Genomic DNA, 19,077 nt, shown 5'->3' with positions numbered 1-19,077 from the left:
TGTGCTTTCCACAGCGACTGCCTCAACGAATAATCCGCCGTGACCCTAAAGACATGCTCAGCGACGCCGATAGTCAGACTCATGCGACGTTGACCGAATGCCAAGGGGGTTATTGTGTTGTTGTTCATAGGCTATCTAGTGGTCATCGGGTCCACCCTGGGCGGGTATCTGATGGTGGGCGGGCACCTGGCGGTGCTGATGCAGCCCGCGGAATTGCTCATCATCTGCGGCTCTGCCGTCGGCGCCTTTCTGGCCGGCAACAACGGCAAGGCCATCAAGGCCACCGGCAAGGCATTCTCGAAGTTGAAGCGCACGCGTGGCTACAACAAGTCCCTGTACATGGAAGTCATCGGGCTGCTGTATCTGCTGCTGTCACGTGCCCGTCAGCAGGGCATGCTGGCGATCGAGCAGGACATCGACAACCCGCAGGAAAGCGCCTTGTTCGCCGAGTATCCGCGCCTGCTCTCCGACCCCATTCTGATGAATTTCATCACCGACTACCTGCGCCTGATGGTCAGCGGCAACATGGACCCCTTCGAGCTCGAGTCGCTGATGGAGCACGAGATCGAGACCTTCAAGCACGAGACCGAGATTCCGGTGCATTCCCTCTCGGCGGTGGCCGATGGCCTGCCGGCCTTCGGGATCGTTGCCGCCGTGATGGGGGTGGTGCATGCGCTGGCCTCGGCGGACCAGGGCGCCGCCCAGCTGGGCGTGTTGATCGCCAATGCCATGGTCGGCACCTTCCTCGGCATCCTGCTGGCCTATGGCTTCGTCACGCCGGTCGCCAACAAGATCCAGCACGAGGTGCACGAGGCCGTGAAGATGATGCAGTGCATTCGCGTCATCCTGATGGCCTCACTCAATGGCTACGCTCCGCAGGTCGCGGTGGAATTCGGCCGCAAGGCGTTGTTCACCGCCGAGCGTCCCAGCTTCAACGAGCTGGAAGAGCATGTGCGCGAGATCAAGAACAAGGGTGCGGGCTGATATGGCGTTGCAGTCTCTCGCAAGTGCGTCAGTCGCAAGTGCATCACTCACAAATGCGGCAGTCTCAAGTGCGCCCGTCACTTGCGTGTCAGTGACACAGGTGTCGCTGGCTGTCCTGGTCGAGGCAGTGGGTGTCTCTGGACTGAAGCTCGGAGGTCTCGATGAGTGAAGAGCGCAGACCCATCGTCATCAAGCGGCCGCGTATCGTCAAAGGCCATCATGGCGGTGGCTGGAAGATCGCCTACGCCGACTTCATGACCGCGATGATGGCCTTCTTCCTGGTCATGTGGGTGATCTCGAATGCCTCGGATGAGGACCTGCGGGAAATCTCCGATTATTTCGGTGCGCCGCTGGAAGTCTCGCTGCTGGGGGGCGATCGCAGTTCGGCCTCCAGCAGTGCCATTCCCGGCGGCGGCTTCATGGCCGAGCAGACCCAGGGCGAGAAGGGCGCTGATCTGCAACGCCTGCAGCGTCAGGCGCTGGCCGATGATTCTCGCATGGCCGCCCTTCGCGACGAGATCGACACCACCATGGCGCAGCGCATGGCCGATGACGCGGACCTGGCCGAACTGCGAGAACAGCTGCAGATCGAGCTGACCTCCGAAGGCTTGCGTATCCAGATCACCGATAGCGATCAGCACCCGATGTTCGCGTTGGGCAGCAAGCAACCTTCGCCACAGCTTTCGCAGCTGCTTGGCTTGCTGGCGCCGATTCTCAAGCGGCTGCCCAATCATCTGAGCATCACCGGGCATACCGATAATCGCCCCTTCGTCGGCGAAGGCGGCTACGGCAACTGGGAGCTCTCCACCGATCGCGCCAATGCCGCCCGCCGCGTGCTCGGAAACAGTGGGCTGCCCTATGAGCGCATCGTGCGCGTGGTTGGCATGGGCTCGCGCATCAGCCTCGACAGCCAGAATCCCGAGGCCGCCATCAATCGTCGCATCAGCCTGATGGTGCTCAGCCAGTCGGCCTATCGCGATATCACCGACAGCAACGGCGTCAATCCCCAGCCCGCCGAGGACATCAACAGCCTGCGCGAGCGTCTCGAGCAACTGGCAAGCCCGGTGCGCGTGACGAATCCCGTCGCTGGCAGTCCCGTCACCGACAGTTCCGTCGCCTTCGAGCTGGACAGCTGAGTGCTGAGTGCCTTGCAGCAGTATGAGGTCGGTGACCTGCTAGATAGCCTCCGTTTCTAGCCTTCCGCGGAGTGGCTCCTGATGGTCCTTGTTCTTCATCCCCTTGCCTGTCCACTACCCGTGTGGCGGGCAAGGGCGTTTTTGGGCGCTATTCCGCGCTTTGATCCCCGCTGTACTTGTCACAATGAGGCCCATTCTCGGCATGATGCGTTCGCCGTGCGCGCCAGTTTGAGTGAGCGTCATGCTCCCAGGCAGCCCAGGCAGATGCGATCCCAGGCAAATGGAGTAGCCGGTGGCTGATGAGCAAAGCAGCGACGACAAGACGGAAGAGGCCACTCCCCACCGAATACAGAAGGCCCGCGAGGAAGGGCAGGTGCCCCGTTCGCGGGAGCTTGCGACCTTTCTGTTGCTGGGCGGAGGTGCTGCAGGCCTGTGGCTGTTGGCGGGGCCGCTTGGTAACACCCTGGAGCGTGTGCTGGGCGCCTCGTTCGGCTTTGATCGCGCTCAGGCACTCGACAGTCGCGTGATGCTTGCCAATGCCTTGATGCTGGGCCAGGAGGCCTTGCTGGCTCTGTTGCCGTTGTTCGCCCTGCTGATGGTGCTGGCGCTGGTCGGCCCGGTGTTGCTGGGCGGCTGGATGTTCTCCACCAAGTCGCTGGCTCCGTCGCTGGGCAAGCTCAATCCCGTCAAGGGGCTGGGCCGGATGGTCTCCTCCCAGGCGCTGGCCGAGCTGCTCAAGACCATCGCCAAGTCGATACTGGTCGGTGGCGTGGTGGTGATGTATCTGCATGCCCAGCGCCAGGAATTGATGGCGTTGATGATGATGCCGCTGGGCAACGCCATGGCGGATTCACTGGCGATCGTGGCGCGCTGCACGGCGCTGGCGATATTGATGCTGATCGTGCCGACGCTGATGGATGTGCCGTATCAGTTGTGGAGCCACGCCAGGAAGCTGCGCATGAGCCTCGAGGAGATCAAGCGCGAGCACAAGGAGACGGATGGCGACCCGCAGATCAAGGCGCGCATTCGTCAGCAGCAGCAGGCGATGGCGCGCGCGCGCATGATGAGCGCCGTGCCCACTGCCGATGTCATCGTCAACAACCCGACGCACTACTCGGTGGCGCTGGTCTATCACGAGGGCGACATGCGCGCACCGCGGGTGGTGGCCAAGGGGCGTGATGAAGTGGCGCTGCGCATTCGCGAAGTGGGCGAGGCGAACGGGGTGCCGATGCTGAGTGCGCCGCCCTTGGCGCGTGCCTTGCACACCCATGTCGATCTCGAGCAGGAAATTCCCATTGCGCTCTATCAGGTGATCGCCGAGGTGCTGGCCTGGGCGATGCGACTCAAGCGGGCCCGCCAGCAGGGTGGCCTGCGCCCGAGTCTGCCGACAGATCTGTCCGTTCCCGATGAGTATCAGGTGCCCGAGGAGGTGCAAGGGACGGCTGAGGGGGCTGGCCCGCCAGGCATCCAGCGTGATGGCGGTGAGTCGACAGCCGAAGCTGACGCGTTAGCCTCAGGCGCGCCGCCCTCTGACGCAATGTCTTCTGATCATGATTCTGATGATGCCGATGCCGGGGCGGTCTTCCAGCCCAGCGCCAAGCCTGTACCGGACGCGGACGCGACGACGGATCCTCGTGCCGGAAGTTGAAGTCTGAAGTTGATTACCGAAGTTGATGACCGTGCCTGGCAGCTGATGCTGCAAGCCGAATTCCATGACTGACCGCCATTTCTGCACCCCAAGCCCGGGCCGCTGCGCAGCACGCGCAACGTCCTCCACGATCGATGAGCCGCTTGCATGAATACCTTGCTGACACTGTTTGACCGAGTGGGGCTCAACACCTCCAGCCAGCTGAAGGTGCTCGCCGGGCCGCTGCTGATCATGATGATCCTGTCGATGATGGTGTTGCCGCTGGCGCCCTTCATCCTCGACCTGCTGTTCACCTTCAATATCGCGCTGTCGATCATGATCTTGATGGTCAGCATGTTTGCGCAGAAGCCACTGGATTTCTCGGCCTTCCCCGCGGTGCTGCTGTTCTCGACCTTGCTGCGCCTGTCCCTCAATGTCGCCTCGACGCGGGTGGTGCTGATGGAGGGTCACAATGGCGGTGGCTCTGCGGGCAAGGTCATCGAGGCCTTCGGGCAGTTTCTGGTCGGCGGCAACTTCGCCGTTGGCCTGGTGGTGTTCTCGATTCTGGTCATCATCAACTTCATGGTCATCACCAAGGGCGCCGGGCGTATTGCCGAGGTCGGTGCACGCTTCACGCTGGACGCCATGCCCGGCAAGCAGATGGCGATCGATGCCGACCTCAACGCCGGCCTGATCGGCGAAGATCAGGCCCGCGAGCGTCGCCGGGAAGTGTCGCAGGAATCCGATTTCTTCGGATCGATGGACGGTGCCAGCAAGTTCGTGCGTGGCGATGCGGTGGCGGGGCTGGTGATCATGGTGATCAATATCATCGGCGGGTTGATCATCGGGGTCGGTCAGCACGACCTGAGCATGTCCGATGCGGCGCGCACCTATACGTTGCTGACCATCGGCGATGGCCTGGTGGCCCAGATTCCGTCGCTGATCATCTCGACCGCCGCGGGCGTGATGGTGTCGCGGGTCAACACCAATGAAGACGTCGGTCAGCAGATGATCGGCCAGCTGTTCAAGAGCTCGCAGGTGCTGTGGTTGGCGGCTGGCGTGATGGGGCTGCTGGGCCTGGTACCGGGCATGCCCAACATGGTCTTCATTCTCTTCACCTTGTTGCTGGCGGGGCTTGGGTGGTGGGCCTCCCAGCGCGAGAAGGAGATCAGCAGCGAGGCGAAGGAAGAGGCGGCGCCCGCGCCTGCGGCGGCCGTGCAGGAGGTCAGCGAGGCCAGCTGGGATGACGTGCGACTGGTGGAGCCGCTGGCGATGGAGGTCGGTCACCGCCTGATCGCGATGGTCGACATGCGTCAGGGCGGTGAGTTGCTGGCGCGCATCAAGGGGGTGCGTCGCAAGTACGCCCAGGAGATCGGGTTCCTGCCGCCGGTGGTACATATCCGCGACAACCTTGAGCTTGGGCCCAATCAGTATGTCATCAGCCTCAAGGGTGCCGAGGTCGGGCGGGGCGAGGCCTATCCGGGCCGCTGGCTGGCGATCAATCCGGGCAAGGTGTCCGGGAAGCTGCCGGGCGTGGCCACCACCGAGCCGGCCTTCGGCCTGGCCGCCACCTGGATCGAGCCGGAAACCCGCGAGCAGGCCCAGGTCTATGGCTACACGGTGGTCGACACCCCGACCGTGATCACGACCCACCTCAATCATCTGATGACTCGCCATGCCGATCAGCTGCTCGGGCGCAGTGAGGTCAGCAAGCTGCTCGAGAAGCTGGGCCCGCAGGATGGCGGTCTGGTGGAGGAAGTGGTGCCGGCCCTGATCAGTCAGGGCACCCTGCAGCGCATCCTGCACAACTTGCTGGATGAGGAGGTCTCGATTCGCGACATGCGTACCATCCTCGAGGCGCTTGCGGAACATGCCCCGCACAGCAAGGACCCCAACGACCTGACTGCCATGGTGCGCGTCGCGCTAGGGCGCGCCATCACCCAGTACTGGTTCGGCGCCGAGCGCGTCTTGCGCGTGATCGGCCTGGAAGCGCAGCTTGAGCAGGTGCTGATGCAGGCCTTGAGCAGCGGCAATGCGCTGGAGCCCGGTCTTGCCGATACCTTGATGCAGCATGCCAAGAATGCCGTCGCTGCGCAGGATGCCAATGGGGAGCCCAGCGTATTGGTGGTCGGGCATGCGCTGCGACCCTTGGTGGGGCGTTTCCTGCGTCGTCGTTTCAAGAGTCTGGCGGTGCTTTCCCAGGCAGAGATCCCCGATGACCGCGAGCTGCGAGTCACCCAGATGATCGGGGGTCGTGCTGCGTGACGCCAGGGTAGCGCGACTCATCACCGGGCAAGACAACAACATGCCGCAAAGGCAGATAAGTGGGACAGGGAAGGCGACGGCATGGGGGTGTCGAGCGTCTGCAACAAGACGGATCTGAAGGAGTCAGTGGTGCAGAGAAGAATGCGAGTGGCGGCAGAGTGCAGTACGGCCTGGGCGGGAATGGCGTCGAGTGTGAAGCTAAGTGCGGAGCCCAAAAGCAGGACGGCACCGATGGCGGCCTTGATGACGGCAGCAGCGCTGTGGGCCACGACGCTGGCCGCGCCGGTGCAGGCAGCCAGCGCGGCGGTGATGATGTCTGTCGAGTCGCTGACCATCGCTCAGCGGGGGCATTGGTATATGCGCCCTCTGGCAGTGGCAGATGCCGTGCGTGATTCAGGGCTGATGGCGCCTGACAGGACGCGCGTCACCGCGATTCATTGGCGCTATTCGCTCACGCGTGCGCCGGGGGAATGGCAGATCATGCTCTGCCTGGAAGAGCGCTGCGCCATGCTCGAGGCGAGGCGTGGCAAGTTGACCCTGCCGACCCGAGAGCTGGCGACGGCGCCATTCTCGCTGAAGGTCTATCGCAATGGGCGTGGCGTACTCAAGCCGGCGGCGCATCTGGATGACATCCAGCTGGTGATCGACGTCGAGAGTCTGGAAGGTGCGTGACAGGCGGCGTTGTCAGCGAAACGGGACTGGCTTTGAGTGGCTGGCGATGAATGACTGGCGATTGGAATGAATCAGCAGTGTCTGGAGGCTCGGCAGAATGCCGGGCCTCGCGTGTTTCTGGGGCAGTAAAAGAAAATACAGTCAGGTCAGGACAGTCAGGCCGAGACGTTCAGGCGTGAGGCTCCCGCTGCCGGGCGTCCATCGGCGCCGTAATGGCCGGGGGAGCGTTGATGCAGGCTGTCGAGAATCTTGCTGTGCAGTGCCATGCGCTGACCGATCAGTTCACCATTCAAGCGATTGCGCGCCTGGGCGCGGCGCGTCAGCGTCACCAGATGCCACCACTGGGTGGCCAGTACCGGCTGGCTGGCGAGCACCGTATGCAGTTCAAGTGGGTCGTTGGTAAGCCCGGCGTTGCTCAGCCAGCTACGTCGGCGGCTCTCCAGCGCTTCCAGGCGGGCGGCGTTGGCCAGCTTGGCTTCGCGCGAGGCCTCAAGGTCTGCCGCGCTCGGCAGGCGTTGACCCAGCAGGCGCTGTTCTTCCTCGAGCAGGGCAATGAAGTCATTCAGCTCCTGCTCGAGGCCGGAAAAGATCTCGCCCAGCAAGGCTGTCGAGGCGTCATCGAGTGTCATGCGTCACCTTCGAAGGCATCGATCAGCCCTTGTGCGATGCGGTCGACATCGATCTTGATGCTGCCATCGGCGATGGCTTGCTTGAGGCTGTCGACGCGCGCCTGGTCGATGTCCTGGCTCGCATCGATCGCGCTGCTGGAAAGCTCGACCTGAGTGGAGTCGGCCGTGGAGGTCGCCGCCGTAGTGGCGGTGGTGTCCTTGGCCGCCTCGGGGCGCATTTCGCGCGGGGCTTGAGTGTCGCTGCGCTGTATCGGGCCGCCATGTTCAATCTTCATTGACTGTCCTCTCTGGCCGTCGGGCCGGGCTCGACGACGAGCCTGTCATGGATGGGTTGCGTGCGTCATCTGCGCGCTTGAATCGACTATCGGCCATGCCAGCCCAAGCTTTACCCCACACAGGCAATATGGTCCCTCAGGACTGAGGTATCTGGTGTGGGCGGCGGCTTGTCAGTACCAAGCTCTTCGGCCTTTGAGCGTCAGCATGTCTTTCCGGTGCGTCAGCGTGTCGTGGCTGGGCGTGCACAGTCAACAGGATGACTCGGGTTGGCCCGGTGCGGCTCAGCTCGCTCATCTCATCTGAAGTCATCATGGCGCTACACGCCGTGGCCCGATGACGCGGGCGCGCACCCAGTCGCCCGGGGCGAGTTCGATGCGGATGCGCTCATCGAGCCCCCCAGCCTCCAGTGCCCGCGCACTGCGCTGCATGCTGAAGCCTGTGCCGCTGACCTGATAGGTCACGGTATCGCCGAAGTTTACCAGCGGGATGGCGCGCACGCTGTTGCGGGTGAGGACCTCGCCGGCGTGCAGGCGGCGGCGTACCTCGAAGCCCGACAGTGCCGCGGCGCTCTCGAAACCATTGCCACGCAACTTGCCCAGTGGTGTCAGCACCGGCGTCAATCTCGCGGGTGCCAGCGGGGTGCCGCTCGCGAGCGGCTGTGGCGTGCTCAGGCGCCAGGCATAGCGTTCCATGCGAACGCTGACGATATGTTGCTGACCGTTCGCGCACAGTAGCTGCAGGCGTTTGAGGCCCGGTGTATGGCGGTCACTGCGCGCGGCGTTGAGGCTCATTTGGGGTGCCGAGCAGTCTTTCAGGCGGGCGGGCAGGCGACGCAGCTCGAGTTGTACGGAGGCCTCGCTGGGCGCGCCCAGTGGTGGCTCACCCGGCATGCGCACTCTGACGGGGCCGCTGTCCTCGGCGGTGAAAAAGTCGCTCAATTGCCAGCGCAGGGCCTCGACGGCGCGTGTCTGCGCGTCTTTGGTTGATGGCGCTGTTGTTGAGACTGATGCTGATGCCTGGGCGGCAGGCGGCTGAATGGCAGAGCTCACCGCGTCTGAGGTGCTGGCATGCACAGCGGCCCCCGCGGGCACCATCGCCAACAGCCCGCTGCTGGCGATGGTGCGCCACAGTCCTCTTGTCACCGCCATTCCTCTAGTCACAGACAGTCCTCTTGCCACAGACAGACCCTTCGCTACGCAGATTTTCGGTATGCAGTCTCTCATCGCGAGTGGCGTCCGGGGTGGAAGGCGGGAACAAGCCCCATTGGTTCAGAGCGCAGGGTCAGGGTGCTGGATCAGTATCGCGAGAGATTGTAAGCCGCCCCCGACACCGGCATGGCCAGAAATAGCCGCGATAAAGTGGCTTGTTCTTACCTTCATCCTGGCGCTGGCTGACTATTCTCAGTCCTGCTTTCCGTCATGCTCCCCTACGCGTGAGCTGATCGATGGATGTTCCCTCGCCCACATCAGGGCGAGGTGCTGACAGCGGGGCACTTCCATGTTTGATCGACTTGATTCCCTCATGAGCTTTCATCAGCAGGCGCTGGGCCTTCGTGCCGAGCGGCAGCAGGTGCTGGCCACCAATATCGCCAATGCCGACACGCCGGGCTATCTGGCGCGCGATATCGACTTCTCCGCCACCCTGGCCAAGGCGACGGCGGGCAATGCCGCCCCTGGGCCGCTTGCGCTGAACACGACCCAGCCAGGCCACCAGGCAGCCAGCGGGGCCGGGCTGTCGCTGGGTGCGGACCTGCTCTATCGCGTGCCGACACAGCCGAGTCTGGACGGCAATACCGTCGACATGGATGTGGAGCGGGTAAATTTCGCGGACAACAGTCTGCATTACGAGGCCAGCCTTGAGCTTCTGACCGGCAAGATCCAGGGCCTGCGTCTGGCCATGCAATCGGAGAACAGTTGATGGCAGCGTTCAGCATCTTGAACGTCGCGGGTTCCGCGATGGCGGCCCAGTCGCAGCGCATCAATGCCGTGGCCAGCAACATGGCCAACGCCGACAGCGTGGCGGGCCCGGATGGCAAGCCCTATCAGGCGCGGCAGGTGGTGTTCGAGTACGCGCCCTTGGCGCGTCAGGCCAATGCCTCGCTGGCGACGGCCAACCTGGCCGGTGGCGGTCTGGCGACACAGATGGCGTCACGCAGTGCAGGCCTCGGGGGTGTCAGGGTCAGCTCGGTGGAACTGAGCGATGCTCCGGCGCGCCAGGAGTATCGCCCCGATCATCCCCTCGCCGACGAGCAGGGCTATGTGACCTTCTCCAATGTCGATCCGGTTGCCGAGATGGTCGACATGATCGCGGCCTCCAAGTCCTACGAGGCCAATGTCGAGGTCTTCAATACCTCCAAGTCCCTGCTGCGCAAGACATTGACGCTGGGGGAATGACCCTCGCTCAGGGCTTTGGCCTTCTGACCGCTTATTCTGATTTCGGGTAACCGCATGGCGACGCTAGACACCAGTGTGCTCAACAGCATCAACCAGACCACCACGACCTCCGGTGTCACCGATAGCACGCAGTCGGTGAGCAGTACCGAGGAGCTCAATGATCAGTTCATGACCCTGCTGGTGGCGCAGATGCAGAACCAGGACCCGATGGACCCAGTGTCGAATTCCGACCTGACCGCGCAGTTGGCCCAGATCAGCACCGTCAGCGGTATCGAAGAACTCAACACCACGCTTGAGGGCATCACGGCGCAGATTTCCAGCAGTGAAGCGCTGCAGGCGGCCAGTCTGCTCGATCAGGGCGTGTTGGTCGGCGGCAATGCGGTGCTGGTGGGCAACGCGACCTCGACACCCTTCGGCCTTGAGCTGGCCGACGACGTCGACAACGCCACTGTCGAGGTGCTGGGCGCGGATGGCAGTGTGGTCAAGACCTTCGAGTTGGGCGCATTGGAGGCGGGTATTCATGGCTTCGTCTGGGACGGTTTGCTGGATGATGGCACTGAAGCCGCCGATGGCGCCTACCAGCTGGCCGTGACGGCCGAGCGGGCAGGCGAGCGCTATGACGACCTGCAGACGCTGAGTTATGGCGTGGTCAGTGGCGTCAATCAGACTGACAGCGGCGCTCAGCTGGACCTGGGCCCGGCATTGGGTGTCGTCAGTCTGGACGCCGTGCGTCAGGTGCTTTGAGCTGAGCCCATGGCGCCGGGATAGCGCCAGCGAGCCCGCCGGACGGGCCAACAGTTTCAGGCCGTTTGGCCGCCCCCGAGCTCGCTGACAGGTCTCGGGCTTTCATCTTCATCGCGATCAAAGGGACAGACCATGGCGTTTTCACAGGCATTGAGCGGCTTGAGTGCGGCGGCAACCAATCTGGATGTGATCGGCAACAACATCGCCAACTCGGAAACGGTAGGCTTCAAGTCCTCCGAGACCCAGTTCGCGGATCTTTATGCCAGTTCTCAGGCGGCGGGTATCGGGGTCCAGGTGGCCGCCATCTCCCAGGACTTCTCGACCGGTTCGCTGGAAACCACCGGGCGGGATCTCGATATCGCGATTTCCGGCGAAGGCTTCCTGCGCTTTGCCGACAGCAGCGGTCAGGTGGTCTATTCGCGCAATGGCCAGCTCAATGTCGATGCCGATGGCTATCTCGTCAATACGCAGGGTGCCCAGCTGACGGGCTATGCCGGCGAGCGGGTCACCGGCGAGCCCGTGGTGCTGCAGGTGCCGACTGCCCCGCTGGCGGCCAGTGCGACCCAGGACAACCTGGCCAACAGCATCTACGGCGCGCAGATATCCATCAATCTGGATTCCGAAGCCGAGCCGACCACCACGACCTTCGACCCGATGGATCCGCTCAGCTATGACTACGCCTCGTCGATGAGCGTATTTGACAGCCAGGGCAGCGAGCATGTGGTGACGTCGTTCTATACCAAGACCGGCAGCAATACCTGGGACGTGCAGCATGTGATGGACTTCGCCGGCAAGTCGGCCGAATACCAGTCGGATGTGAATGCGGGGATCACCCCGACAGTGGATTTCGATGTCCAGGTGGAGCAGATCAGCTTCGGTACCAATGGTCAGCTGAGCAACGACTATACCCAGACCGCCATGACCTACGCCCTTTCCAATGGTGCCGAGGACATGAGCTTCAGCATCGATCTGACGGGCAGCACCCAGTACGCCAATGACTACGAAGTCACCTCGCTATCCCAGAACGGCTACACCTCGGGTAGCCTGGTGGGCATCTCCATCGACGGTGACGGGCGGGTGATCGGCAGCTACTCCAATGAACTGACCCAGACGCTGGGCACCATTTCGCTGGCCAACTTCGCCAACGATCAGGGCCTCAAGCCCAATGGCGACAACAGCTGGCTGGCGACCGCGGAATCCGGTGAGCCGCTGGTCGGCGTGCCGGGCGAGGGGGTATTCGGTGATGTGGTCTCGGGGGCGGTGGAAGCCTCCAACGTCGACCTGACCACCGAGCTGGTCGATCTGATCATCGCCCAGCGCAACTACCAGTCGAATGCCCAGACCATCTCGGTGCAGGACGAAGTCCAGCAGACCGTGATCAACCTGCGTTGATCCGGGCGGACTGATGCCATGTCGCCTGACAGCGCCAGCGTTGTACGCGTTATCTGACCAGATTGGAGTCGGCTGATGGACAGAATGCTCTACACCGCCATGAGCGGCGCCCAGCGCAGCCTGGCGGCTCAGGATGTCGCCAGTCATAACCTGGCCAACCTCTCGACCACCGGCTTTCGCGAGATGCTGACACTGTCGAGGGCGGTGGATGTGCAGGGCGAAGGGCTGGCGACACGCGTCTCCAGTCAGCTGACTACCGCGGGGGCCTCGATGGCCCAGGGCACGATCCAGACCACGGATCGCGCCCTGGATGTCGCACTCGACGGCCCCGGCATGCTGGCCGTGCAGGGCGCGAATGGCGAGGAGCTCTACACCCGCAACGGCGCGCTGCAGATCGATGCCGATGGTGTCCTGACCTCCGGCGGCTTGCCGGTGCTGGGCGATGGCGGGCCGATCGAGCTGCCGCTCAACGCCATCGTGCATATCTCCGCTGATGGCAGCGTAAGTGCGCGCTCGGCGGCGGATGCGCCTGACACCATGGTGCTGCAGGCCCAGCTCAAGCTGGTCAATCCCGAGGCCATTCCCGGCAGTCCGGCGCTTGTGCGCAGCGAGGACGGCTATTTCCGTCAGCCGCCGACTGAGGCCGGGGAGGCCGCGCCACCGCTGGCTGCCGACCCGCTGGTGCGCGTCGTCTCCGGCGCCCTGGAGAGCAGCAACGTCTCGGCGACCGACGCGATGGTCGCCATGATCAACAACGCGCGCAGTTTCGAGATGCAGATGAAGAGCATCGATACGGCAGAGCGCATGGCCGAGCGTGGCAACAGCCTGCTTGGTACCGACTGACCCCGTAATCACGGCGGAGCCCCCTGATGATTCGTGCCCTATGGACAGCCAAGAGCGGCCTTGAAGCTCAGCAGATGCAGATGGACGTCACGGCCAACAACCTGGCCAACGTCTCGACCAATGGTTTCAAGCAGTCGCGCGCGGTATTTGAAGATCTGCTCTATCAGAACATGCGCCAGCCCGGCGCTGCCTCCTCTGCCACCACCGAGCTGCCCTCGGGGCTGCAGGTGGGCACCGGGGTGCGCACCGTGGCCACCGAGCGTCTGCACATCCAGGGCAATCTGGAGCAGACCGATAACTCCAAGGATGTCGCGATCAATGGTCAGGGCTTTTTCGCGGTGATGCTGCCGGATGGCACCAATGCCTATACCCGCGATGGCTCCTTCCAGCTCGACAGCACTGGCCAGATGGTCACCGCCAGTGGCTACCCGCTGGACCCGGCGATCGTCATTCCGGCCAATGCCCTGAGTGTCGATATTGCCTCCGATGGCGTGGTCAGCGTCACCCAGCCCGGTTCCACCAACAGCACCGAGGTCGGTCAGCTGCAGCTGTCCACCTTCATCAACCCGACGGGCCTGTTCAGTCGCGGCGAGAATCTGTATTCCGAGACCGACGCCTCCGGGCCGCGCAGTGACAACGTGCCGGGCTTCAATGGTGCGGGCACTCTCTATCAGGGCTTCGTCGAGACCTCCAACGTCAACGTGGTGGAAGAGATGGTGGGCATGATCCAGAACCAGCGTGCCTACGAGATCAATTCCAAGGCCGTGACCACCACCGATCAGATGCTGGAGCGTCTGGTCCAGATGTAAGGGTTGTCGCATGTCGCTTTCGCGTGATCTCCCGGTGGTGGCGTTGCCATCCCTGTCAGCTGTTTGCCCACGCCAGATTGGCTTGGCGAAGCCCGGATTGACGTTGCCTGGCTGGCGTCGCCTGCGCCGCGCGCTGGCCGGATTGGCGATGCTGGCCGTGACGCTGGTAGCCGCCGGGTGTGCCCATATCCCCAGCGAGCCGCTGGTCGATACCACGCCAATGGAATCGACGATGCAGCCGCGCCCGGAACCGATGGCCAATGGCGCCATCTTCCAACCGCTGTATGGCAACCAGCCGCTGTTCGAGGATCGCCGCCCGCGTGCCATCGGCGACATCATCACCATCCTGCTCGACGAGAATGTCAGCGCCAGCAAGAGCTCGGCCAGCAATGCCAGCCGTGACGGCAGCCTCGGCTTCTCGCTGACCGCCATCCCCGATTTCATGACGGGCCTGCTGGATGGCACCGATGCCGATATCGAGGGCGAGAATGATTTCACCGGCAGTGGTGGCTCGAATGCCAACAACAGTTTTACCGGCACCATCACCGTGACGGTCAGTCAGGTGCAACCCAACGGCAATCTGGAGGTGCGCGGCGAGAAGCGCATCGCGATCAATCAGGGCACCGAGTCGATTCGCTTCTCCGGAGTGGTCAATCCGCGCACGATTTCCTCGGCCAATACGGTGCAGTCCACCCAGGTGGCCAGTGCACGCATCGAATACGTCGGTGATGGCTATATCAACGAGGCACAGAACATGGGCTGGATGCAGCGCTTCTTCCTCAATCTGGCGCCGTTCTGAGCCTGGCGTGGCGATTGCCGCGGCTTGTTCTGTAGAGGATTGCCCTGTTTTGAATGCTTCGTCCCGATTTCTCACCACGCTGTCCCATCATGAGTCGCTATCCGATGCCTGAGATGCTCCCTTATCCCCGCTGGCGCGCTGCGCTGGCCGCCTGCCTGATGCTGGTGAGCTGCCTGACCTTGACGCTGCAGTCGGCGCAGGCCGATCGCATCAAGGACCTCGCCCAGGTGCGCGGCGTGCGCGACAACCCGCTGGTCGGCTACGGCCTGGTGGTGGGGCTGGATGGCAGTGGGGACCAGACCACCCAGGCGCCGTTCACTGGCCAGAGTCTGACCAACATGCTGTCCCAGCTGGGCGTGACGGTGCCGTCGGGTACCAACATGCAGCTCAAGAACGTGGCGGCGGTCATGGTCACCGCCAGTCTGCCGGCCTTTGCAAGCTCCGGTCAGCCCATCGATGTCGTGGTGTCGTCGCTGGGCAATGCCAAGAGTCTGCGCGGTGGCACCCTGTTGATGACGCCGCTCAAGGGCGTGGATGGCCAGGTCTACGCGCTGGCGCAGGGCAATCTGATCATCGGTGGCGCCGGTGCCTCGGCCGGCGGTTCCAGCGTGCAGGTCAACCAGCTGACCGCTGGGCGCATTCCCAGTGGCGCGACGGTGGAGCGCGGCGTGCCGACGCGTCTCGGGGATGAGAATGGCGTGATCCATCTCGATCTGTTCGAGGGCGATTTCAATCATGCCCAGAACGTCGCCAGCGCCATCAACCGCAACTTCGGGGGCTCGCTGGCCTCGCCGCTCAGCAGCCGCGATATCGTGGTGCAGGCACCGCGTGATCTCAGTCAGCGTGTCGGGTTCATCGCCAGGCTCGAGAACATCGAGGTCGCCCTGGGCGTGCCGCGTGCGCGTGTGGTGGTCAATGCGCGGACCGGCTCGGTGGTGATGAACTCCGAAGTGCGCCTGGCGCGCGCCGCGGTTACCCACGGCAATCTGTCGGTGGTGATCGACGCCAATCCGGTGATCAGTCAGCCTGCGCCGCTGTCCCAGGGGCAGACGGCAGTGGTCAACGACCCCGATATCAGCGTGAATCAGCAGGGCGGTGCGCTGCGCATGGTCGAGGGGACTGCCAGTCTGCAGGAGGTCGTCGATGGCCTGAATGCGCTGGGCGCCACGCCGCAGGACCTGGTCTCGATTCTGGAAGCGCTCAAGGCAGCCGGTGCGCTGCGTGCTGATCTCGAGGTGATCTGATGAGTGTGCTTGGTAGCGGTGCCAACGTGGATGCCGGTCGTCTGGCCTTCGATACCCAGGGTCTGGCGAGCCTCAAGGGGGCGGCCAGCAGTGGCGGCGAGCGCCAGCAGGAGGCACTGGAGGAGAGTGCGCGCCAATTCGAGGCCTTGATGCTCAACATGATGCTCAAGCAGATGCGCTCGGCGACCGAGAATTCAGCGCTGAGTGGCTCCCAGCAACAAGAGATGATGACCTCGATGCTGGACCAGCAGCTCTCCCAGCAACTGGCCAGTGTCGGCGACGGTATCGGCTTGTCGAAGATCCTGATTCAGCAGTTGTCTTCCAGCTCGGCGCCGGGCACGAACACGGATAGCAGCACTGCAATGTCCCCCAGTGCAGCAGTGGAGGGCGAGCCGGTCGCTGAACAGGGGGCCGGTGGCTGGTTGTCGGCGGTGGGTCTGACCCCGGAGGGGGGCGCGGCTCGCGAGGATGACTGGCAGGCGGCGGTGGAGACACGCGACGCAGACGAGGTCACCGGTTTCATGGCGATACTCGATACGCTGGCCCCCGGCGACACGGCGCGAGGGGTCTATGCCGAGCTGCCGATGGCGACGACAGGCAAGGATGACGTGTCTGACACCGTCAGCCCGGTGGCAGTGACCGACATGGCAGCGCTCAGCGAGCAACAACGTCGTCAGCCGGAGAATGTACAGCGCTTCGTGGCGGAATTTGGTCCCGCCGCTCAGGCGGCCAGTCTTGAAAGCGGGCTGCCCGCAGAATTGATTCTGGCGCAGGCCGCGCTGGAGACGGGCTGGGGGCAGCGTCGTATCCACACCGAGGCCGGCACCGACAGCCATAACCTGTTCGGCATCAAGGCCGGCAGCAGCTGGCAGGGCGACAGCACCACGGTGCTGACCACCGAATACCGCGATGGGCGCCGCATGCGTCTCGAGGACAGCTTTCGCGTCTATCCCGATCAGGCCAGTGCGCTGCGCGATCATGCCTCACTACTGACCGGCGCCCAGCGTTATGCCCACGTGAAGCAGTCTCCGGACGCCGAGAGTGCGGCGCGTGCCTTGCAGGAGGCGGGCTACGCCACTGACCCGCACTATGCCGACAAGCTGATCTCGATCATGAGTCGGGTCGGCCCGCTGGAGGCCAGCGGCACTCGCGAGACAGCGGAGACCCGCCTGGCGTCACGCGATGCCGTGCCTGCGTCAGCGTCTGTCGCAACCGCCAACTCAAGCTCCACGCGCGGGCTGCTTGAGCCTTCTGCGCCGCTGTTTGCCCTCGATGCGCGCGATGCTCAGCCGCTGGTCCAGATGGCGGCAGCGACGGAGGCGGTGTCAGAGACGGGTGTGGCGTCTGTGGCGTCTGCGACGGATATGGCGCCTGCGGCGGATAAAGAGATCGGTACTGGCAGTGAAGGCGCTACATCAGGTGCCATCCAGTTGGCGATGGGCCGTTCGGAGCCGCTGTTCCGCTAGCGCCGCTTATGACGATTCACTGTTGATGAATCGCTGGCAACTATTGCTGCCTGCGGCATCAAGTTGGCGTCTGACGCGCCGATAATCACAGCATCCGTACGCCGGTATGGCGTCATTCACCTTCTCCCTTTTCCCATTGTTCCTTTCAGGTAAACGCCATGGCCAGCAGCATGTTGAGTATCGGTGTCAGTGGTCTGCAAGCCGCCCAGACGGCGCTTGCCACCAACAGCAACAACATCGCCAACGTCTACACGCCGGGCTATAGCCGTGAAACGGTCGAACTGAGTGGCAGCAGTGGTGGTGGTGTCAGCGTGGCGTCGATCAGTCGTCAGACCGACAGCTATCTCTCGGCGCAGCTGGACAGCGCCATGAGCGCCAGCACGGCGCTTGAGACCCACGAAGCCAACATCAGTCAGATCGACAATCTGCTCGCCGATGACGAGGCGGGCCTGGCGCCCTTGATGCAGGAGTTCTTTGGCGCCATCGAAGGCGTGGCCAGTCAGCCGAGTGATCCGGCGGCGCGCGAGAGCCTGCTGGGCAGCGCCGAGAGCCTGGCCGGGCAGTTCAATGCCTTCTCCGCCTATCTGGATGACATGGACTCTGCGGTCAATTCACGGCTCGGCGATGTGGTCGGCGACATCAACACTGCCACCAGCCAGATCGCCTCGCTCAACGAGCAGATTTCCCTGACGCGTGCGCGTACCGGCGAAGAGCCACTGGGCCTGCTGGACCAGCGCGATCAGGCGGTGACCGACCTGCAGACGCTGGTCGGCGTCGAGGTGCAGGATCAGGATGGCCGGCTGAGCGTCAGCCTCGGCAATGGCCAGCTGCTGGTCAACGGCAGCAGCAATCATGAACTGGCCGTGGAGCCAGACCCGCAGGACCTGAGCCGTTCGGTGGTCACCTACAGCGTGGCGCCGGGCGTGACCAGCGCCATCGATGAGGGGCAGCTCGAAGGCGGCACCCTGGGCGGGCTGTTGAGCTTCCGAGCCGACAGCCTCGAGCCGACCCAGAATCAGCTCGGCCAGCTGGCCGCGGGTCTGACGTTGACCTTCAATGCCCAGCACGCCGACGGTGTCGACGCCAATGGCAACACGGGGGGCGACTTCTTCACCCTCGGTGATCCGGAAGTGCAGCCGGCCAGCGGCAACGCCGCCGGAGCGGACCTTGAGGTGACATTCGCCCCCGCCACCCAGCAGGACGGTGACGACTTCTACAGCGTCGCGCTGACCGGCGATGACTACCGCCTGAGCCTTGGCGGCGGCACCTACCAGCTGGAAAACCTCAGCAGCGGCGCCGTGCAGACCCTGACCCCGGACAGCGAAGGCGTGATGCGCCAGGATGGCCTGGTGTTCACCGCCACCGGCATGGCGGACGGTGACAGCTTCACCATCCAGCCGACGCGCAATATCGCCGATACCTTCGGGGTCGCGATCGACGAGGGCGCCGAGATCGCCGCGGGCTCAAGCGATGCCAGTCTCGACAACCGCAACATTCTCGCCCTGCAGTCACTGCAGAGCAGCGACGCCCTGGGCAGCGCCGGCAGCTTCAATGATCACTACGCGTCACTGGTCAGCCAGGTCGGCAACCAGACCCGTCAGGTGCAGGTCAACCTGGAGGCTCAGCAGGGCCTGACCGAGCAGCTGTCGGCGGCAGACCAGTCGATCTCGGGGGTCAATCTGGATGAAGAGGCCGCGGACCTGATCCGTTATCAGCAGTATTACCAGGCCAACGCCCAGGTCATCCAGACCGCGTCGACGGTGCTGGATACCATTCTGAACATCCGCTAACGAGGCCG

General features: G+C 63.6%; 18 protein-coding genes. 15 read left to right on the top strand and 3 right to left on the bottom strand.

The window, feature by feature from the left end; genetic code table 11:
* Positions 1 to 114 precede the first annotated feature (114 nt).
* The 5 genes from motA to FLM52_09515 all read left to right on the top strand — a co-directional run bounded on the left by motA (position 115) and on the right by FLM52_09515 (position 6,684).
* A complete protein-coding gene (gene motA, locus FLM52_09535) occupies positions 115 to 984 on the top strand; it encodes a flagellar motor stator protein MotA (protein ID NVN56030.1) in 870 nt (289 codons plus the stop codon).
* Positions 985 to 1,145: 161 nt separating this feature from the next.
* Entirely contained in the window at positions 1,146 to 2,120 is a 975-nt protein-coding gene (gene motB, locus FLM52_09530; protein NVN56029.1) for a flagellar motor protein MotB, read from the top strand.
* Between the two features lie 292 nt (positions 2,121 to 2,412).
* A complete protein-coding gene (flhB, locus tag FLM52_09525) occupies positions 2,413 to 3,768 on the top strand; it encodes a flagellar type III secretion system protein FlhB (GenBank protein ID NVN56028.1) in 1,356 nt (451 codons plus the stop codon).
* Between the two features lie 147 nt (positions 3,769 to 3,915).
* The gene (flhA, locus tag FLM52_09520; protein NVN56027.1) at positions 3,916 to 6,012 is read left to right on the top strand and encodes a flagellar biosynthesis protein FlhA; all 2,097 of its coding nucleotides are present in this window, start codon (positions 3,916 to 3,918) and stop codon (positions 6,010 to 6,012) included.
* A gap of 81 nt (positions 6,013 to 6,093) precedes the next feature.
* The gene (locus tag FLM52_09515) at positions 6,094 to 6,684 is read left to right on the top strand and encodes a flagellar protein FlhE (protein ID NVN56026.1); all 591 of its coding nucleotides are present in this window, start codon (positions 6,094 to 6,096) and stop codon (positions 6,682 to 6,684) included.
* 155 nt (positions 6,685 to 6,839) lie between these two features.
* Here FLM52_09515 and FLM52_09510 read toward each other — a convergent pair whose 3' ends face one another.
* The 3 genes from FLM52_09510 to flgA form a co-directional block, all read right to left on the bottom strand.
* Positions 6,840 to 7,313, bottom strand: coding sequence for a flagellar protein FlgN (locus tag FLM52_09510; protein NVN56025.1), 474 nt, complete (start codon positions 7,311 to 7,313; stop codon positions 6,840 to 6,842).
* Positions 7,310 to 7,588: a flagellar biosynthesis anti-sigma factor FlgM gene (gene flgM, locus FLM52_09505; GenBank protein ID NVN56024.1), complete on the bottom strand. Its 279-nt coding sequence runs from the start codon at positions 7,586 to 7,588 to the stop codon at positions 7,310 to 7,312. Before flgM ends, FLM52_09510 begins: the two co-directional genes overlap by 4 nt.
* Positions 7,589 to 7,897: 309 nt before the next feature.
* On the bottom strand, positions 7,898 to 8,812 hold the full coding sequence (flgA, locus tag FLM52_09500) for a flagellar basal body P-ring formation protein FlgA (GenBank protein ID NVN56023.1): 915 nt from the start codon (positions 8,810 to 8,812) through the stop codon (positions 7,898 to 7,900).
* Between the two features lie 274 nt (positions 8,813 to 9,086).
* Here flgA and flgB point away from each other — a divergent pair, with 274 nt between their 5' ends.
* The 10 genes from flgB (at position 9,087) to flgK (ending at position 19,069) form a co-directional block, all read left to right on the top strand.
* A complete protein-coding gene (flgB, locus tag FLM52_09495) occupies positions 9,087 to 9,506 on the top strand; it encodes a flagellar basal body rod protein FlgB (protein ID NVN56022.1) in 420 nt (139 codons plus the stop codon).
* Positions 9,506 to 9,982: a flagellar basal body rod protein FlgC gene (gene flgC, locus FLM52_09490; GenBank protein NVN56021.1), complete on the top strand. Its 477-nt coding sequence runs from the start codon at positions 9,506 to 9,508 to the stop codon at positions 9,980 to 9,982. The genes flgB and flgC overlap by 1 nt, the downstream gene beginning before the upstream one ends.
* 54 nt (positions 9,983 to 10,036) lie before the next feature.
* The gene (locus tag FLM52_09485) at positions 10,037 to 10,726 is read left to right on the top strand and encodes a flagellar hook assembly protein FlgD (protein ID NVN56020.1); all 690 of its coding nucleotides are present in this window, start codon (positions 10,037 to 10,039) and stop codon (positions 10,724 to 10,726) included.
* Positions 10,727 to 10,858: 132 nt separating this feature from the next.
* Entirely contained in the window at positions 10,859 to 12,118 is a 1,260-nt protein-coding gene (locus tag FLM52_09480; GenBank protein ID NVN56019.1) for a flagellar hook protein FlgE, read from the top strand.
* Between the two features lie 75 nt (positions 12,119 to 12,193).
* Positions 12,194 to 12,961, top strand: a complete 768-nt coding sequence (locus tag FLM52_09475) for a flagellar basal body rod protein FlgF (GenBank protein NVN56018.1) — start codon at positions 12,194 to 12,196, stop codon at positions 12,959 to 12,961.
* A 26-nt stretch (positions 12,962 to 12,987) separates the two neighbouring features.
* A complete protein-coding gene (gene flgG, locus FLM52_09470) occupies positions 12,988 to 13,770 on the top strand; it encodes a flagellar basal-body rod protein FlgG (GenBank protein ID NVN56017.1) in 783 nt (260 codons plus the stop codon).
* 10 nt (positions 13,771 to 13,780) lie between these two features.
* Complete coding sequence (gene flgH / locus FLM52_09465) at positions 13,781 to 14,569, top strand: flagellar basal body L-ring protein FlgH (protein NVN56016.1); 789 nt, start codon at positions 13,781 to 13,783, stop codon at positions 14,567 to 14,569.
* Between the two features lie 113 nt (positions 14,570 to 14,682).
* Positions 14,683 to 15,813, top strand: a complete 1,131-nt coding sequence (locus FLM52_09460; protein NVN56015.1) for a flagellar basal body P-ring protein FlgI — start codon at positions 14,683 to 14,685, stop codon at positions 15,811 to 15,813.
* Positions 15,813 to 17,279, top strand: a complete 1,467-nt coding sequence (flgJ, locus tag FLM52_09455) for a flagellar assembly peptidoglycan hydrolase FlgJ (GenBank protein ID NVN56014.1) — start codon at positions 15,813 to 15,815, stop codon at positions 17,277 to 17,279. The genes FLM52_09460 and flgJ overlap by 1 nt, the downstream gene beginning before the upstream one ends.
* Positions 17,280 to 17,437: 158 nt before the next feature.
* Positions 17,438 to 19,069 (top strand): flagellar hook-associated protein FlgK, encoded by a 1,632-nt coding sequence (gene flgK, locus FLM52_09450; GenBank protein ID NVN56013.1) that lies wholly within the window; start codon positions 17,438 to 17,440, stop codon positions 19,067 to 19,069.
* Positions 19,070 to 19,077: the final 8 nt, after the last annotated feature.

It is taken from the genome of bacterium Scap17, from assembly GCA_013376735.1.
Lineage (GTDB): Bacteria > Pseudomonadota > Gammaproteobacteria > Pseudomonadales > Halomonadaceae > Cobetia.
Note: the sequence above shows the minus strand (reverse complement) of the source record. Positions and strands in the feature narration are given on the sequence as shown.

Coding starts and splice junctions, on each gene's coding strand:
- motB (NVN56029.1), top strand. CDS start 1,146: ATGAGTGAAGAGCGCAGACCCATCGTCATCAAGCGGCCGCGTATCGTC.
- flhA (NVN56027.1), top strand. CDS start 3,916: ATGAATACCTTGCTGACACTGTTTGACCGAGTGGGGCTCAACACCTCC.
- FLM52_09515 (NVN56026.1), top strand. CDS start 6,094: ATGGGGGTGTCGAGCGTCTGCAACAAGACGGATCTGAAGGAGTCAGTG.
- FLM52_09510 (NVN56025.1), bottom strand. CDS start 7,313: ATGACACTCGATGACGCCTCGACAGCCTTGCTGGGCGAGATCTTTTCC.
- flgM (NVN56024.1), bottom strand. CDS start 7,588: ATGAAGATTGAACATGGCGGCCCGATACAGCGCAGCGACACTCAAGCC.
- flgA (NVN56023.1), bottom strand. CDS start 8,812: ATGAGAGACTGCATACCGAAAATCTGCGTAGCGAAGGGTCTGTCTGTG.
- flgB (NVN56022.1), top strand. CDS start 9,087: ATGTTTGATCGACTTGATTCCCTCATGAGCTTTCATCAGCAGGCGCTG.
- flgC (NVN56021.1), top strand. CDS start 9,506: ATGGCAGCGTTCAGCATCTTGAACGTCGCGGGTTCCGCGATGGCGGCC.
- FLM52_09485 (NVN56020.1), top strand. CDS start 10,037: ATGGCGACGCTAGACACCAGTGTGCTCAACAGCATCAACCAGACCACC.
- FLM52_09480 (NVN56019.1), top strand. CDS start 10,859: ATGGCGTTTTCACAGGCATTGAGCGGCTTGAGTGCGGCGGCAACCAAT.
- FLM52_09475 (NVN56018.1), top strand. CDS start 12,194: ATGGACAGAATGCTCTACACCGCCATGAGCGGCGCCCAGCGCAGCCTG.
- flgG (NVN56017.1), top strand. CDS start 12,988: ATGATTCGTGCCCTATGGACAGCCAAGAGCGGCCTTGAAGCTCAGCAG.
- flgH (NVN56016.1), top strand. CDS start 13,781: ATGTCGCTTTCGCGTGATCTCCCGGTGGTGGCGTTGCCATCCCTGTCA.
- FLM52_09460 (NVN56015.1), top strand. CDS start 14,683: ATGCTCCCTTATCCCCGCTGGCGCGCTGCGCTGGCCGCCTGCCTGATG.
- flgJ (NVN56014.1), top strand. CDS start 15,813: ATGAGTGTGCTTGGTAGCGGTGCCAACGTGGATGCCGGTCGTCTGGCC.
- flgK (NVN56013.1), top strand. CDS start 17,438: ATGGCCAGCAGCATGTTGAGTATCGGTGTCAGTGGTCTGCAAGCCGCC.